This is a genomic window from Bacillus cereus group sp. BceL062 (genome assembly GCF_051780025.1).
Lineage (GTDB): Bacteria > Bacillota > Bacilli > Bacillales > Bacillaceae_G > Bacillus_A > Bacillus_A toyonensis.
This window is the reverse complement of record NZ_JBPWGY010000004.1, coordinates 68,425-86,020: the sequence shown is the minus strand read 5'-3', so window position 1 is coordinate 86,020 and position 17,596 is coordinate 68,425. Positions and strand designations below refer to the sequence as shown.

Here is a 17,596-nt window from a genome sequence, read left to right as displayed (position 1 = left end):
TTTACAATACACCCCATATTTTTTATTATTAGGCATTTCTCTTTTGAATTCCCTAGTCATATATAATGAAAAGTGATAAGATGTTGAATTGTTAAGATAAGAACATTTTCTGAGTTATGGAGGAAATGTCATGAAGAAAGATAAAAGACACTCTATTCGAGAAGCAATGAAAAAAAACTTAAGAAAAGAATACTTTTACTTAAAAAAAGAATTACTTTTCTACTGTCCAATTGATTTAGGCACATTCTCAAGCGAGACATACTATGCTGCTTTCGATGAAGATGGCATCAGTATTTATCAGTATGATAAAAAAACAGAAAGTAAATTAAAATTGTGCGAGCGTCATCCATGGAAGAGTTGGAATAAAGTGAAGGTTGATCACTATTTGACAACTTCTCAATTTATTTTTCAAGGTGAGCGTAACTGGATATTATCCCTTTTCCAAAAAGGAAAAGAAGCTCAAAAAATTATCGAAGAGCATACATCTTTACAAACAGAAGTTGTTTCTCGCTCTTTCTTAAAAAAACTTCCTGGTTTTCGTTCTAATACACCGTTGAATAAATACATCGGCAGCATTTGTTACACTGCACTTATTGCATTTTTATTAAAATGGATGATTCCATTTCAAGCACCACAAATCGCCCTGTACTCTCTTTCGATTGGTTGTATGCTTCTTGGCTTACTTTGTTTGACAATCGGTTTAATTGAACCGACTATTGTACTGTTTCGAACAAAAGAAAAAACAAGAACAAAAGTTTTTTACTTATATAGCTACTTAGCTATTTCTGGATTTATATGTGTCTTTATTTTTTGGTAAAAGAAGAGCTAGTTAAACTAGCTCTTCTTTACTTTACGTATAATTGTTGATTTGGATAAATTTGCTCTTGCTGCAATCCATTTTTTGCTTTTATTTCCTTAAGTGTCATACTAAATTTCCGTGCAATATTAACTAAAGTATCCCCTTTTTGTACGACATATAATGAGGAAGAAACAACTTCATTTCTTTGTTCATTTAAAACAAGTAATGGATTCATCGCATTCTTTTTCGCCATCGTCCATCTTCCTTGATGAAGTTCTAAATGTAAATGTGCACCTCGTGATTCTCCTGTGTTTCCTACTTCTCCAATTATTTCTCCTTTTGAAATATAATCCCCTTGAACTACGTTTCTCTTATTTAAATGTGCATACACAGCCTCATATTCTCCATGTTTAATAAATACAACGTTCCCATAACTATTTGAATAATAAGACTTTGTCACCTTACCATCTTGAATAGCTGCCACAGGTGCTCCGATCGGTGCAGCTATATCAATACCGTAGTGTTTTCCATGCCTTGTCCCAAAATAATCACTTATCTGTCCTTCCACAGGCCATGTCCATCGATTTTCTTCTGCGTAAACATGTAATTGAGATAAAAACAGTACAGTCAATAACATGACGCTACATTTTAACACTTTCATATACATCCTCCGTTTTCTAATTACCACCATACCTTCTCTATTTTGGTATATTACAGAAAAAAGTATACAAAAAAAGAAAGTGAATTACTCCACTTCCTTCTCTTTCTTATCACGAAAAACTAATGCGCTACGGTTATACTCCACATCTTTTACTTGTAATCGAGTATTTATTACTCTAGCTACTGCAAACAAATAATCAGATAATCTATTTACATACTTTAGAACAACTTCATTTGTTTCCACTTCTTTTTTCAACGATACGATAGAGCGCTCTGCTCTTCTCACAACAGTACGTGCAATATGAATGGTAGCTGATGCCTCGCTACCACCTGGTAAAATAAAGCGTTCTAATGGTGGCGCTTCTTCTATATACAAATCAATCCTTCTTTCTAAGCTTTCGACCATTTCGATCGTTACTTTATAAGGGATTTTCTCCTCCACTATCGCCAAATCTCCCCCGCAATCAAATAGTTCATGTTGAATATTTTCAAGTTCATTGTAAATATCTCCAAATGCCCCGCCTTGTAGCTTAGTCATCGCATATCCAATATGAGAATTCGCCTCATCTATCGTGCCATATGCTTCTACACGAATATTATCTTTATCCACCCTGCCACCTATTACACTTGTTTTCCCTTTATCTCCTGTTTTCGTATATAATTTCATTTCTTCACAGCACCTCTCTCGTTATTCTTAATTCGACTAAGATAGAAAAAAGTTCTACTATAATTTATTTAATTGATTTTACAAAAAAATAAAAAACAGTAGAACTTTATTTATTATTAACTTTAAAAACATATATCTAAATTATACGATTCGGCAAATATACAGAGAATATAGTTCCTTCTCCAACAACACTTGAGACAGAAATTTTCCCATCATGGCCTTGAACAATATTTTTAGCAATCGCAAGCCCGAGTCCTGTTCCACCCTTTTTCCCGCGTGTTCTTGCTTTATCAGCTTTGTAAAAACGATCAAACAAGAATGGAATATCTTCTTCTGGAATACCAACACCTGAATCTTGCACTTCGAAAGTAAGACCATTATTTTCCGTATGAATTACAAGTGCAACATGTCCACCTGCATTCGTATGACGAATTGCATTATCAATTAAATTCGTCAACACCTGTTCCATACGGTCTGCATCAAACGGATATTGTTCAATTGGACTTTGGAAATCTACTGTTAGTTCAACTTCTTTATCCTTTGCAATCCCTTGGAATTTACGGCCAATCTTTTCGACAAATGGATGAATATCTACTTCACCAATATGTAACTCTACGTGGCCACTTTCCATACGAGCTAAATCTAATAATTCATTTACAAGTTTACCTAAACGAACGGATTCATCATAAATGATTTGAACAAACTCATTAATTTCCTCTTTCGTTTGCACAATATCATCTAAAATCGCTTCACTATACCCTTGAAGCATGACCATTGGTGTACGAAGTTCATGTGATACATTGGCAATAAAGTCTTGACGCATCTTCTCAAGACGGCGTTCTTCCGTCATATCACGCAACACTGCTACAGCCCCACGAATTTTCGTTTGATTGTAAAGCGGCGTCATAAGAACTACGTAGTTACCTTTTTGCAAATTAATTTCAACAACTTGTTGTTGCTCACTTTCTACAACGCGATGGAATAGTTCCACAAGTTCAGAAGGTAGTTTTTTACTTAGCTCTATCTCTTTTTCTTCTTGCCAAACTTGTAAGAAATTTTCAGCCGGTGGATTAATAACTACGACTTCACCTTCTTGATTTAACGTAATAACTCCATCTGCCATACTACTCAAAATACTAGCTAACTGTTCTTTTTCTTGCTGCAAAGCATTCATATTAAACTTCAACTGTTTACCCATTTGATTTAAGGCCGTTGCAAGCTCACCAATTTCATCCTGAGATACCATAGGAGCCTTTGCATCAAACTTCCCACGTGCCACCTCAAAAGCAACCTCACGCATTTTACGAAGCGGTGCGGTAATTCGAGTAGATAAGAAGAACGCAAAGAAGGTTGTTAATATAATCGCAATCCCAGCCGATAAGAAAATAAAATCAGTCGTTCTCTCCATACCTTGTATTGGTACTTGTAAAGATTCATATACGAACACTGCACTTTGATTTTTTGATTGCACCGGTTTTCCGACAATCATAATATCATTTTCAGTATTTTTATTCTTCCTACTATTAGAAGCTTTTCTTATGTTGTTTTTAATTTCTTTTTTATCTTTAAAAACAGCAGCTAATTCTTTATCTTCTTTTAAATCATCTATTGTTAGCGTAACTAATCCTTCTTGTTTCGGAGAAGATGAAATCTCCTTACCATCTTCTACAATAATGATTCTTGAAAGTGGGTCAGAGAATTTATACGCGATATTCTCAATCGTTTTTACATCCGCACCTTCTTCAATTAACTCTGAAACACTTGTTGCAACTTTCTGAAGCCTAGCTTCACTCATATCAACATAATACGTTCTAAAAAACTGTGAAAGTAAAATCGCAACAAATCCAAGAACAAACGAAACGAGAAGTAATATGGTCATCCATAACTTCCCTACTACACTTCTCCAAAGCATCAGTCGTTCACAACCTCAAACTTGTAACCTACGCCCCAAACGGTAACAATCATCTTCGCAGCATCTGGTGATTTTTTACTTAATTTCTCACGTAAACGCTTTACATGCGTATCCACTGTACGTAAATCTCCGAAGAATTCATATTGCCATACTTCTTTCAACAATTGCTCTCGATCGAATACCTTATCAGGAGCTTTCGCTAAGAATAATAGTAATTCATATTCTTTCGGCGTTAAGTTCACTTCATTACCATCTGCAGTAACACGATGTGCATCGTTATCAATTGTTAAGTGCGGGAACACAGTAACATCTTTCGTCGTTGTATCTTGTGTAAAGAATGTTGTTGGTACAGCACGACGTAACACCGCTTTCACACGAAGCACTACTTCACGTGGGCTAAATGGTTTTACAATATAATCATCCGTTCCAACTTCAAATCCTTGTACCCGATTTACTTCTTCACCTTTTGCCGTCAACATAATAATTGGTGTCGCTTTTTTCTCACGAACCCCTTTGCACACTTCGATACCATCTTTACCAGGCATCATAAGATCTAATAAGATTAAATCATAATCATTTTGCAACGCCATTTCTAAAGCTGTATCACCATTATCTGCTTCCTCAATAGTGTATTGCTCTCTTTCTAAGTACATTTTCAACAAACGACGAATGCGATCCTCATCGTCTACAATTAAAATTCTAAATTCATTTTCCATTTCTACCCGCTGCATATTTTCACATCAGCGGTTCACACCTACCCTTCTACACTATTATGTTGCGCTATTCTCGGTTATTTAAGCACTCCTCTAAATGTTTCACTTCCCACTATTATGCTTCACAAGAATAATAAAGTTTGTTCAATTTTTTTCCAAAACTATGTATTTTATTTGAACAGTATATTATGTCCTCGACATCATTTTACAAAATCAACCGCTACTTTGTCATGTTTTTCTCAAAAAAGAAGAAAATTTGACAAAAATAAAATAGGAAAGTGACATACACTCTCCTATTTTATTTCTCTATGCGTATGAATGTAAACCCGCAATGATTAAGTTCACTACAATAAAGTTAAACATAATGATCGCAAAACCAATTACTGCAAGCCACGCTGATTTTTCCCCATGCCACCCTTTAGATAATCGTAAATGTAATACTGCCGCATAAAAGAGCCACGTTATAAGTGCCCAAACCTCTTTCGGATCCCACCCCCAAAAACGCGTCCATGCTATTTGAGCCCAAATCATCGCAAAAATTAGCGCACCTAATGTGAAAACTGGGAATCCAATTGCAATAGATCGATATCCAATTTCATCTAATAAATCACTATTCGTATTCTTTACTAGTGGCTGAAGTGCCGCTGATACTCGTTTACGTAAAACAAGTCTTAATACAACATAAAGTAGTGTTCCAACTATTACTGACCAAATAACAGTATTTAATTTTTTCGCATTTACAATCGCTGGAACTTCGACTGTCGGTTCTAATTTATTTTCTGTCAGTAACTTCCCTTCATGTGGTCCAACTAAAGCTGGGAGATTATACTTCATCTCGACTTGTTGTTCATTTTTATCAATCCATTGAAACTTAGCTTCATATTTCATACTGGAGAATACTGTCGTTACCGCAATAAATCCAACTGTACAAACAAGTGTGAACACTACCGTTTCTAACCAAAATGTACGTTTACTTCTCGTTGATTGATCTACATTTTTCAATAAATACATAACGCCCGTAATAAAACTAATTGCTAAAATTGCTTGTCCTGCTGCTGCAGTCGTCACGTGAATGTGTAACCAGTTACTTTTTAAAGATGGGATAAGCGGGGATATTTCCCTCGGGAACATACTTGCATAGGCAATTAATAAAAGAGCAACTGGTAATGCAAATAGTCCAATTATACTTACGCGGTACATAAAATACATTACAATAAATGCTCCGACAAGCATCATACCGAAAAACGTACCGAATTCGAAAAAGTTACTAACTGGCGCATGACCTGATGCAATCCACCTTGTAACAAAATATACTGTTTGTGCTATAAATCCTAAAATTGTAATCGTTATTCCTACATTTGCCCATTTATGACCCTTTTCTTTAATTGCTCCCCCAAAAAATAGAGTTGCTATTAAATATAAAATAAATGCGGTAAAGAGAAAGTTACTACTTATTTGCACCATATCGTTTCCCCACCTTAACTAATTTTTTTATCAATTACTTTATCATTTGGCTGTGGAATTGCTGTACCTTCTAGTATTCTTTCAATATCTTTCTTTAAACCGAACCAATTTTTATTCGTATGTCCTGCAATCCACCATTCATCATTAACACGTTGTATCCAAATACGGCGATGATTCCAATACATACCTTGAATGACACCAACCATAAATATAAATCCTCCAATACCAAGAATCCAAAGCGTTAAATCTTTCCTAACCGTTAGAGCTGTCGCATTTTGCATTTCAACACCTGCAAATGACATTTTATATTTGTTGTTTCCATCTGCTTCTATATTTTGCTGAATACCAACGAAACTCACTTCACCATCTGGCGTCTCAGGCGTAAACATTTTAAATACGAATGCAGGGTTGTTTGGTAATTTTGTTTTTGTATTCGGTTTTCCATTCTCATCAAAATAAAAATCTGGAAAATAGCTTAATAGTTCTAAAGAATAACCATTTCCTAAATCGTATTTTTCTGTAGGATTCGCTAAATCTACTTTAATTGGTCCCCACTTTTGATTATTTTCTTTGTTTTGCAAGTGGAAGGACATACTTTTAAATTCACTTTCTTTATAATCCACTTGATACACTGCAAATTGATCAAATTTCAATGGCTCATTCACGCGAATTTCCGCTTCTTTTACTTTTTCTAATTTCGGTTTTTGCCCTGCTATATTTTCGCCTACCGCTTTATATAATACTGCATTCGTTTGGAAGTTTTTCGCAATCATTTTATCCCCAACACGGTCTATCGCTTCATCAAAAACTTCCTTATCCTTACTTTTATCATAAACTTCTTTTATAAACTTCTCATTTTTTAAATAGTATTGACCATCCGTCCCTGGTACTTCTTTCGTTTCACCATCACGTAACCAAAGAGCTTCGTCTACGTACATACTCGGTAAAAAACGAAGCATCGCACCGAATAAAAAGATAATAAGACCGATATGATTTACATATGGACCCCAACGTGAGAAACGTCCCTTTTCCGCTAAAACGTTTCCGTCTTCCACTTTCACGTTATAGTTTCTTTTCTTTAAATTCTTTTGCACTCTTTCCAAGTCACCATCTTGCGGAGTACCAGTCCCGTATAATCTTTGTCTCTTTAAAAAGCTAGGATGTCTTTTTACCCCTTGTTTTTTTAAAGCTTTATAAAGGGGAATAACACGGTCTAAACTACATATCACAAGTGAAGTACCGATAGAAGCAATTAAAATCATGTACCACCATGAACCGTATAAATTATTAAATCCTAATTGATAGTATAATTGCCCTAAAAATCCGTATTCCTGTTTATAATATTCAGCTGGTGCAATTCCTGGCGTTATGTACATTTCTTGCGGAAAAATTGTTCCTATCGCTGATGCAGCTAAAGTTATTACGATTAGCCATACACCTACTTTTACAGAAGAGAAAAAGCTCCAAATTTTATCGACTATCGTTTTTGTTTGCGTGAGAGATCTCCGCGCACTCCCCTCATAGCGCATATCCAATAGTTTTACATTTTCATTGCTTTCAAATGGTTTCCCACAAGCTTCACAAAAAATGGTTCCTATCGGATTAACATGTCCACACTCACATTTAATTTCTTTCAACACTCTCACCGCCCCTGTATCTATATGTACTATTGTATATTCTAACCTCAAGTTACCGCAATACTCAGAATTTTTAAATCAGAGGCGCTATAGACATGCACCTCTTATGTAAAGGCTTTCTTTATTACGGAGTAATTTTCTTTAAATAGCCTTCTAACTGTTCTTTCGTTTGTTCACCTATAATTTGCTCCACTACTTTTCCATCTTTATCAATCAAAAAGCTTGTCGGTAATGGACCTACTCCATATGTGCCTATGATTTTTGTTCCTTTATCAATGGCAACTGGGAATTTCAAATCATATTGTTTCACAAAGTTCTTAACTGCAATATCTGTTTCATCTGCATCTAACGCAATAATTTCAACGCCTTTTTCTTTATACTTTGGATATAATTCATTCATATAAGGCATTTCTTTTTCACAAGGTTTACACCAAGTTCCCCAAAAGTTTAAAAATACACCTTTACCCTTTAAGTCCTTTAATTCAATTTTCTTTCCTTCCAAATCCGTCACAACAAAATTAGGTGCTTCTTTCCCAATTTGCATTTTCTCTTTATCAGTGAAAAACCCTTGATAAAGGGTAAATCCTACAGCACCGCTTAAAATGAGCAGGATGATAACACGAAATAATAAGCGATTTTTCTTCATCTTGTCTCCCCTCTCCTCGGTAAATGGTATGTATTCTTTTCTGTAAATGTTATATTGAATAAATCACCAGCAGAGTACTCCACTGGTGAAATTTTAACTCTATAGCTTATCTTGGCTTTGTAGAAGCAAGCGCGCGTAATTGTTTTACCTCATGTGGTGTCAATTCTCTTGCATCACCAGGTCGCAAACTACCCACTTCTAAAAAGGCATAACGTTCACGTTTTAATTTCACTACTTTACAGTCTAACGCTTCAAACATACGACGTACTTGACGGTTACGGCCTTCGTGAATTGTTAATTGTACAATCGCCATCTCTTTACGCTTGTCCCAAGAAATAATTTTCACATTTGCTGGTGCTGTCTTCCCGTCTTCTAATGTAACACCTCGTTCTAACATGCGAATTTTCTCACCTGTTAATGGCCCTTTTATTTTTGCAACATATGTTTTTTCAACTTTATATCTCGGGTGCATTAATACATTAGCGAAGTCCCCATCGTTTGTCATTAATAATACGCCAGACGTATCATAATCTAAGCGTCCGATTGGGAATAAACGTTGTGTAATTTCAGGGAAAAAGTCTGTTACAACATTTCTTCCTTTATCATCTGATACACTTGAAATTACGCCAGTTGGTTTATATAGTAAAAAATAAACAGGTTCTTCTTTTTCAAGAGGGATGTTATTTACTTCTACTTTATCTTGAGGAGTTACTTTTGTTCCTAACTCCTTCACTATTTTTCCATTAACTTTCACTTTTCCTTGCTGAATTAATTCCTCAGCCTTTCTTCTCGATGCAATACCTGCTTGTGCAATCACTTTTTGTAATCGTTCCATTTCTTTTTTTCACCTCGAATTTATCTTACCTTACATTAGAAAGACTTGGCAACCGCATACGCTTTACGACTGTTCGCCTCGTCTCACTTAAACAACATAGCGATGATATTAAACATATAAAGGGCAAATCATGTTTTTATCCTTTATTATTGTCCATATTTTTCATATTTCTCACAATAAAAGTTCATCATTTTGTCAAAAATACTGCATAAAAAAACCACTATTAAGCTACACCTTAATAGTGGTCGTATACGTATTATAAGCGAAATAGCCTAAAAAATGAATAGTATTACTGAAACAATAAAGAAACAAACACAATTGAGCAAATAATCCCGATTAAATCTGCAAAAAGTCCTACTTTTAATGCATCCCCCATTTTTCTAATCCCAACAGCTCCGAAGTATACTGTTAAAATATAAAAAGTCGTATCTGTACTCCCTTGCATCGTAGAAGCTAATCTCCCAATAAACGAATCTGGTCCATATGTTGCAATTAAATCAGTCGTAATACTTAAACCAGCAGAACCCGAAATTGGACGTATAAGCGCAAGTGGAACGATTTCTGCTGGGACATGAATTAAATCTAACATCGGCTTCATTACAGATATCATCGCATCTAAAGCACCTGATGCCCGAAAAATAGAAATGGATACAAGCATTCCAACCATAAACGGTAAAATGGAAACTGCAATTTGAATCCCTTCTTTTCCTCCCTCAACGAACGATTCATACGTTGGGACTTTCTTTATCGTGCCATATAAAAGGATAAAACCAATTACACAAGGGATTACCCATAATGAAATTGTATTTACAATACTCATTTTTTCCGCCCCTTTCTACTCCTTCTTCGGTAAAAATAGCGGTCAATCCAAATTGCCCCAATCATAGAGAGCACTTGTGCAATGAATGTTACCCCAACAATTTCAGTAGGATTTGCTGATTCATAAGTCATTCGAATCGAAATGACGGTAGTAGGAATTAAAGTAATAGCTGATGTATTTAATGCTAGAAACGTCACCATAGAGCGACTGGCCGAATCCTTCCCTCCATTTAATTCTTTCAGTTGTTCCATCGCTTTAATACCAAGAGGGGTTGCTGCATTACCTAGTCCAAAAAAGTTCGCCATCATATTCGATAGAATAAATCCCATTGACGGATGATCCTTCGGTATTTCTGGAAACAACCTTTTTACTATCGGCATAAAAAGTGTAACTAACTTTTTTAACAACCCTGCTTCCTCTGCAATTTTCATTAAGCCAAGCCAAAATACTAAAACGCTAATAAGTCCTATGCAAATCGTTACCGCATCTTTTGACCCGTCAAATACAGCTTTCGTTACTTCTTCCATCGTTCCGTTTATCATGGCATACACAATCCCTATGACCGCCATCGCTGCCCAGACGAGATTAACCATCGTTCCCAACACCTATCATGTAAGAAAAAATTTCTTTCACATTGTTCCAGTACATACCCGTTGCAGCTACTAACTTCCGTTTACTATAAAATAAATTCCGTTCTCCGACTTTTTCATTACCAACATAAATGTCTGTCTTCCCAACCTTTACTCCATCCGTAAGTTTTGCACTTTTATCGAGTTCAACTTTTAATACTACGTTCTTTTTTTCTTCTTCAGTTAACGGTACCGAAAAACTATTTTTCGTATAAACATGATTGGCATATTTCTTTTCATGTATTTCAGCAAGCGCTCCTTGTCCTAAAACTTTTGTTTGCTTAAAACGTTCAAACCCTTTGTCAAATAGATTCATATGATCATCCCAATCACTAGAAGCACTCAAAGTTACGACAATTAAATCTAGTCCATCTTTTGATGCCGTTGTAACAAGCGTTCGTCCTGCTTTTTTCGTAAAACCTGTTTTCCCACCTGTTGCAAATTCATAATAGGATGTCACAAGCTTATGTTTATTTTTCCACGGATAATCCCATGAATTTGATTTATACGTTTTTGTGCCAAAAATTTTCTTAAAGGTCTCGTTCCCCATTGCATATTTCGTTAACAGTGCCATATCATAAGCCGAAGAATAATGAGAGCCATCTCCATCCAAACCATGAGGATTTGAGAAGTGAGTATCTTTCATTCCAATTTGTTTCGCCTTTTCATTCATTAAATATACGAACCCCTCTATACTCCCTCCTACATTTTCAGCAATTACTTGCGCTGCGTCATTACCTGATCTAAGCATAAGTCCGTATACTAAATCCTCTAGCTTCACTTTCTGTCCAGGTTTTAAATAAATCGCCGATCCTTCCACCCTGACTGCTTCATTACTAACTGATACCATTTCTTTCATTTTTCCTGATTCAGCAGCTAACAAGGCTGTCATAATTTTTGTTATACTAGCAATTTTTTGTGGCTCATGTTCTGCTTTTCCGTATAATACACGACCAGAACTTTGCTCCATTAATACAGCATTTCGAGCGCTAACATTACTGTTCATCTTTGCATATGTAGGAATCGGCATAACGCTTGCGTACATAATAAGAAGCGTAATGATTACACAAATTCGTCTCATATTTCCCCCCACGTCCTTTTGGCACTTTTTGTACAAGTGTATGCTTGGCCTTTTAAAATATGAACGAAATCTTCCTTCTGCTCCCATTAAAAAAGACGCAAGGAATTTGCGTCTAATATGGTGTCCATTCAATTTGTTTCGCAGTTTCAAATCTTTTTTCTACATCAGGCCAATTCACAACATTCCACCAGTTTTTAATATATTCATCTTTTCGATTTTGGTATTGTAAATAATACGCATGTTCCCATACATCTAGTACAAGGAGAGGTATCGTATCCCATTGTGTAAACAATTGATGAAGTGTACTCTGCAAAATTTCTAACCTTCCAGATCGGGGGACCCAAACGAGAATCGCCCAGCCTGAACCTTCTACTTTAGAGGCTGCTTCCGTAAAATGTTTTTGAAAACGTAAAAAGCTCCCAAAATCTTGTTCAATTTGTTGTGAAAAAGCCCCTCTTGGACTTCCACCACCATCTTTTTTCATGTTATTCCAAAATATCGTGTGTAAATAATGTCCTGATCCATGAAAAGCCGCTTCTCGTTCCCAATGCTTAATTAAATCAAATTGATTGGTTTTTCTCGCTTCCTCCATCATCTTCTCTGCTTTATTTAACCCTTCTACATAACTACGATGATGTTTATCATGGTGTAACATCATAATTTCTCTAGAAATATACGGCTCTAACGCGTTATATGGATAAGGTAATGGCGGGAGTGTATGCCCTCCAATTGGAACAGCTCGTTCACTATCCCCTCTTTCATATAGTTCATATTCCTCTTCTTGCATAAATACTTCCTGCAGATGATGTTGAATATGTTCTACATCATCGCTTATTTCATACATAAACTCCGCATCCGTTTCGTACTCATGCTCTTTCATACGCTCTAATAATGTCTGAATTTTATAAGCAAGCATATGGACATCATACACTTCCATTGCGCGGCTATCTAATACGTGAAGAACACTTTCACACCAACTTTCTACTTCATGAAAGTAATCTGTAAATACACCTTGCTGACTCATGTTACACCTCCTTATTGCTATCCACTTAAATATATTCAATGAAAATCCCTTATATAACTGTACAAAAGGAAAAGAAGCTAAGTCTCCTTAGCTTCTTTTCCTTAATTAGTATTTGTGTAACATCTTCGTTTGGTAATCTGTCTCATAATATTCTAGTTCTTCACGCATCAATTGAAATTTACCTTCTAAATTCTTCATCACTTGCTCTATAGATGAAGGTGGTGTTTGTTGAAAAACGATAGAATTTTTTCCTGTATATGCAGATCGACTATTTTCATACCAATGATCACTCTTCGGGGAAAAAAACTCTGCAATTACTTGATGATATATCTTATATAAAATTTTTTCAGCTGCTGTTTTTCGAAATGGCTGGCTATTCAGCAAAACAAAACATGCATCATGTCCTTCTTCGCAAAAAACGAGAAGACGTCTCATTGATGCTAATAACCCTTTATAATATTGCTCGTTCCCAGCTGGTGTCTCTTCTAATAAAAAAGGCAACGTATGATAATTTACATAATTGGTTATCAAAGTAATCGCATCTTCTAAAAATATAGAAACTTGTTCTGTTTGATTTTCAACCATCAAATTAGACATTTCTTCCCTCTCCCTTTCCATTTCACGCTATTTCTATTCTTTTATTTTTATGTAATTCAGCCAATATTTCTTGTACTTTCAACACTGTTCTCTCATCAAAATATTGTTGAAATTCTTCTATATTATTTAAATATAAACGTTTTTGCGCACGGAGCTCCTTATCTTTCACTAAACAACATATCGCTACAATATCCCGTAAATATATGTCTTGTTCTTCTACTTTACACACTGGATTTCCTTCAAAAGGAGTAATTTCTTGTATAACTTCTTCAAAATAGCGAACGTATAAAACTGAAAAAGTTTTCTCTTTATCATTTAATATATATGTCACTTCAGATCTGTTAAAAAAATCTTCTGATGTATTAGGTTTTGCTTTCTCTAACTCATGCCCTGCATAACCTATTATAATCATATACTTCCCCTCTCTTCCTTCTTTCACTCCATTTTAACTTAACTTTCTGATAAACGAAATATTCTTTTAAATATACCTATATAAAAAATAGCTTACCTATACAGGAATTTACCTTTTTATTTTTCTTGAAGTTTGTCATAATAATATTATTGTCTCAGTTTTCTTATACAAGGAGAGTTGTATTTATGTCGTTTTCATGGAAACGTTTCTTACAAATCGGGAAAATTATCTTCCCATTTGTTGTATTAACAGTTGTATTCTTTCAAGCAAAAAAAGAATTAGCGGGCATTTCTTTTTTAGAAGCGATTGATACAATTAAAAACATTCCAACTGGAGGAGTCTTTTTAGCAATTACACTTGGTGCATTCGCTGTATCAACGATGTTCTTTTATGATTATGTTATGCTTCGTTACTTAAAAGCTGATATACCTGTCCAAAAGATTTTCCGTATCTCATGGATTGCGAATACTTTAAATGGTTTTATTGGATTTGGTGGCCTCGTTGGAGCTGGTGTACGAACAATGCTTTATCGTCCATACATAAAAGAAAATGGCAAGCTTATTAAAAGTATTGCCTGGATGACGACTGCCTTTATTAACGGATTAGCCATACTTTCATTCCTCGGTCTTATCGGAATATTAGACACAAGATTTATTTTGCATGAAAAACCGTGGTTATGGCCTGTCCTTATCTTCTTTGCCCTTTTCGTCCCTATATACATCGGCTTTTCTAAACTTAAAAATAGAAAAACAACGCAAACCGAAGGACAAGAAGAGGAAGAGAAAAATCCAACTGTTTTATACTCATTAGTTTCATTAGTCGAATGGGTATCTGCTGGTATCGTTATGTACGTCATTTTAATACTGTTTGGAATTGAAGTTGACTTTCAAAAGTTTTTAGGTGTATATGTAATTGCTGCCTTAGCTGGCGTCGTTAGTCTTGTCCCTGGTGGGCTTGGTTCATTTGACCTTGTCTTCTTAACTGGACTAGGACAATACGGCATTGATACAGGTGTTTTACTGCCTGCTATGTTACTATATCGTCTCGTCTATTACATTTTACCATTCTGCCTTGGTCTCATTTTTGCGGCTTTCGAAATGACAGGAGTGGCCATTAAAAAGTTTGAAGATAAACCTTTTATTGCGCCTGCATTAGAAACCACTGGCGTTATATGGACTTTGCAGCGTGACTTTCTAGGGAAATTAGGTTCATGGGCATCTGCTGCTTTAACAGTATTTGCTGGCTTAATGGTTATTTTATCGACTATTTTACCAACAAGTATAAACCGGGCACACGCCTTACATATTTTAGCTCCAAAGCATCTGATTCAGTTTTCTTTTAGCTTATCGCTAACATTCGGTATTCTCCTTCTAATCCTTTCAAGGGGAATATATTACGGAACAAAACGTTCTTATTATATGACAATTATTTCTTTAATTGGAGCCGCTATCTTTAATACGCTAAAAGGAATTGATATTGAAGAAACATTTATTTTATTAATCGTACTCGCTGTATTATATATGCTTCGTAAAAGATTCGTACGCGAGAAAATGGAGGTCTCACTTTCTGATATCGTAAAAGTTTTTATATTCTTACTTGTAACGTTATATTTATATAAAAACTTAGGTATTTTATTTGCAGGTGCAAAAGAAGCTTTTAAACCTGATTTCGTCGTTCGTAATATTACCCAAGTGAAACGAAGTGCATTAGCAGCTGCCTTTTTCGTTCCTACTTTTTTACTAATTGGCTCACTCATTGCCAATCGTTATCGAAATGAATTTCCCGGGCAACCAGCAAATGATAAAAGGTTACAAAACTTCTTAGATGAACACGGTGGAAATGTACTTAGTCATTTAGGTTATTTAGGAGATAAACAATTCTTCTTTAGCAGTGATGGGAAAGCGCTCCTTCTCTTCTCCATAACTGGAAAACGTCTTGTTGTATTAGGTGATCCAATTGGTGACCCTTCCTCCTATCGTAATGTGTTGCAAGAGTTTTTAGCTGAAGCTGATCGATTCGGATACATTTGTGTATTTTATCAAATCGAAAGTAAATGGATGAGTTTATATCATGATTTTGGTTATAACTTCTTTAAACTTGGTGAAGAAGCTGTCGTTGATTTAAATACATTTACAATAACAGGAAAGAAACGCGCTGGTATGCGAGCGACTTTCAATCGTTTTGAAAGAGAAGGCTATACATTCTCTATTCATCAGCCGCCATTCTCAGACGAATTATTCGAAGAGTTACGGAAAGTTTCTGATGCATGGCTCGGTGGAAAAAAAGAGAAAGGTTTTTCACTCGGATACTTCGATCGTGAATATATTAGCCGTGCTCCTATCGCTACATTATCTGATGCGGATGGAAAGATTATCGCATTCACAACCTTTATGCCCGTATATCAAAACGGATCATTGTCTGTTGATTTAATGCGCTATTATCCAGATGCACCTAGTGGAATTATGGACGCAATTTTCATCCACTTATTCCAATGGGCAAAAGAAAATGAATATCACTCCTTTAATATTGGTATGGCGCCACTTTCCAATGTTGGGTTATCAACACAATCATTTTGGTCTGAAAGAGTTGCTGCTGCAATCTTTAATAACGTTCGTTATACGTATAGTTTCAGCGGATTACGACATTTTAAAGAGAAATACAAACCAGCATGGAGCGGTAAATATTTAGCATTTAGGAAGAATCATTCTTTACCAATTACGATGCTCTCTGTAACAAAACTAATAGGAAAAAGAAAAAACAGCTAAAAATTTAGCTGTTTTTTCTTTTTTGAACTTGTACGATAAAATCCTTCTCATATTTCTTACCATTTATATAAAAAGTTCCCCACAGTTTATACGTGCCTTGGGCAGGAAATGTAATACGATACTGTAATTGCTCATCCGTATCAACAGGCATAGCGTATAAAAAGTTTTCCCTCGTTTCATCTACGATATAAAGAGTTTCCTCTTCTCCTCTCTCTGAATGTAATTTCAATTTTTCACCCTTTTTTGCTTGAAACTGAAATGTTAACGTCACCGGCTCATTCGGATGTAATGCACCGAATAAAAGAGAAACTTCATGCTCTCCAATTTTTTTTGTAAGTACACTATCGACTGGCAGGTTCACCTTCTTCTTATTTTTTTCTTCTTTTTCTCTCCCAAAATCTGTCTTCGCGAATGATTCTACTGACTTATTTTTGTCTTCATATAAAAATATTGTATACGCTTCATCTTTCGCTATTTTGGAAGATAACTTATATGATCCATTCCCTGCAAATGTAGGTTTAATCTGTTGTATATGTTTTAACTGTTCATCTACAATAACTGCCCGAATTTGATCATTTACACCACGAACCTCATTATTCTTTTTATTTAGTAATTGAAACAAAATATCTACTTTATCATTTCCTTTTCCATTTGATACATCCCATTTTACTTCTTGAACATCTCCTACCGTCTCTACGGTTTCCTGATATTTTTTTATGTAAAATCCTCCCGCCACAATAAGTACCAAAGCTACAAGTCCAATGACAAGATTTTTCAAAAAATCACCTACCATTTTTATTGTCTCTGTTTATACAAAACTTCTTTCATATATATTCTAGATTATGATTTATGAAATCCTCCTCTTTTGCACATATTACAAATAATTAAAAAGATTTTAATTGAATGGATTCGTAGTGTATAATGCAAATGATATT

At 35.2% G+C, this 17,596-nt stretch carries 17 protein-coding genes; 2 read left to right on the top strand and 15 right to left on the bottom strand.

The window, feature by feature from the left end; genetic code table 11:
* Positions 1–130: 130 nt before the first annotated feature.
* Complete coding sequence (locus ACS2MN_RS11430; RefSeq protein WP_000710843.1) at positions 131–817, top strand: hypothetical protein; 687 nt, start codon at positions 131–133, stop codon at positions 815–817.
* Between the two features lie 28 nt (positions 818–845).
* Here ACS2MN_RS11430 and ACS2MN_RS11425 read toward each other — a convergent pair whose 3' ends face one another.
* From ACS2MN_RS11425 to ACS2MN_RS11360, 14 genes are all read right to left on the bottom strand, one after another.
* Positions 846–1,460 (bottom strand): peptidoglycan DD-metalloendopeptidase family protein, encoded by a 615-nt coding sequence (locus ACS2MN_RS11425; RefSeq protein WP_000866134.1) that lies wholly within the window; start codon positions 1,458–1,460, stop codon positions 846–848.
* Positions 1,461–1,544: 84 nt separating this feature from the next.
* A complete protein-coding gene (locus tag ACS2MN_RS11420; protein WP_000781256.1) occupies positions 1,545–2,126 on the bottom strand; it encodes a cob(I)yrinic acid a,c-diamide adenosyltransferase in 582 nt (193 codons plus the stop codon).
* 136 nt (positions 2,127–2,262) lie between these two features.
* Complete coding sequence (gene resE / locus ACS2MN_RS11415; RefSeq protein ID WP_000964660.1) at positions 2,263–4,038, bottom strand: sensor histidine kinase ResE; 1,776 nt, start codon at positions 4,036–4,038, stop codon at positions 2,263–2,265.
* Positions 4,038–4,754 (bottom strand): DNA-binding response regulator ResD, encoded by a 717-nt coding sequence (gene resD / locus ACS2MN_RS11410; RefSeq protein WP_000426665.1) that lies wholly within the window; start codon positions 4,752–4,754, stop codon positions 4,038–4,040. The genes resE and resD overlap by 1 nt, the downstream gene beginning before the upstream one ends.
* Before the next feature lie 303 nt (positions 4,755–5,057).
* Positions 5,058–6,215, bottom strand: a complete 1,158-nt coding sequence (resC, locus tag ACS2MN_RS11405) for a cytochrome c biogenesis protein ResC (RefSeq protein WP_000250078.1) — start codon at positions 6,213–6,215, stop codon at positions 5,058–5,060.
* A gap of 14 nt (positions 6,216–6,229) precedes the next feature.
* Positions 6,230–7,855, bottom strand: coding sequence for a cytochrome c biogenesis protein ResB (gene resB / locus ACS2MN_RS11400; RefSeq protein WP_000910514.1), 1,626 nt, complete (start codon positions 7,853–7,855; stop codon positions 6,230–6,232).
* Between the two features lie 121 nt (positions 7,856–7,976).
* A complete protein-coding gene (resA, locus tag ACS2MN_RS11395; RefSeq protein ID WP_000742208.1) occupies positions 7,977–8,498 on the bottom strand; it encodes a thiol-disulfide oxidoreductase ResA in 522 nt (173 codons plus the stop codon).
* 106 nt (positions 8,499–8,604) lie between these two features.
* A complete protein-coding gene (rluB, locus tag ACS2MN_RS11390) occupies positions 8,605–9,333 on the bottom strand; it encodes a 23S rRNA pseudouridine(2605) synthase RluB (RefSeq protein ID WP_000440550.1) in 729 nt (242 codons plus the stop codon).
* Positions 9,334–9,622: 289 nt separating this feature from the next.
* Entirely contained in the window at positions 9,623–10,153 is a 531-nt protein-coding gene (gene spmB / locus ACS2MN_RS11385; protein WP_000029515.1) for a spore maturation protein SpmB, read from the bottom strand.
* Positions 10,150–10,746: a spore maturation protein SpmA gene (spmA, locus tag ACS2MN_RS11380; protein WP_000247802.1), complete on the bottom strand. Its 597-nt coding sequence runs from the start codon at positions 10,744–10,746 to the stop codon at positions 10,150–10,152. The genes spmB and spmA overlap by 4 nt, the downstream gene beginning before the upstream one ends.
* Positions 10,739–11,863, bottom strand: a complete 1,125-nt coding sequence (gene dacB / locus ACS2MN_RS11375) for a D-alanyl-D-alanine carboxypeptidase DacB (protein ID WP_001252632.1) — start codon at positions 11,861–11,863, stop codon at positions 10,739–10,741. Before dacB ends, spmA begins: the two co-directional genes overlap by 8 nt.
* Before the next feature lie 112 nt (positions 11,864–11,975).
* The gene (locus tag ACS2MN_RS11370; protein WP_000082676.1) at positions 11,976–12,887 is read right to left on the bottom strand and encodes a superoxide dismutase; all 912 of its coding nucleotides are present in this window, start codon (positions 12,885–12,887) and stop codon (positions 11,976–11,978) included.
* 105 nt (positions 12,888–12,992) lie between these two features.
* A complete protein-coding gene (locus tag ACS2MN_RS11365; RefSeq protein WP_000067560.1) occupies positions 12,993–13,484 on the bottom strand; it encodes a YpuI family protein in 492 nt (163 codons plus the stop codon).
* A gap of 22 nt (positions 13,485–13,506) precedes the next feature.
* Positions 13,507–13,896, bottom strand: a complete 390-nt coding sequence (locus ACS2MN_RS11360; RefSeq protein ID WP_000583780.1) for a hypothetical protein — start codon at positions 13,894–13,896, stop codon at positions 13,507–13,509.
* Positions 13,897–14,081: 185 nt separating this feature from the next.
* Here ACS2MN_RS11360 and mprF point away from each other — a divergent pair, with 185 nt between their 5' ends.
* Positions 14,082–16,661 carry a bifunctional lysylphosphatidylglycerol flippase/synthetase MprF gene (mprF, locus tag ACS2MN_RS11355; protein ID WP_000010881.1) on the top strand — a complete coding sequence of 860 codons (2,580 nt, stop codon included), beginning with the start codon at positions 14,082–14,084 and terminating at the stop codon, positions 16,659–16,661.
* A 4-nt stretch (positions 16,662–16,665) separates the two neighbouring features.
* On the opposite strand, the gene ACS2MN_RS11350 is transcribed toward mprF, so the two are convergent.
* On the bottom strand, positions 16,666–17,454 hold the full coding sequence (locus ACS2MN_RS11350; protein ID WP_000232579.1) for a hypothetical protein: 789 nt from the start codon (positions 17,452–17,454) through the stop codon (positions 16,666–16,668).
* Positions 17,455–17,596: the final 142 nt, after the last annotated feature.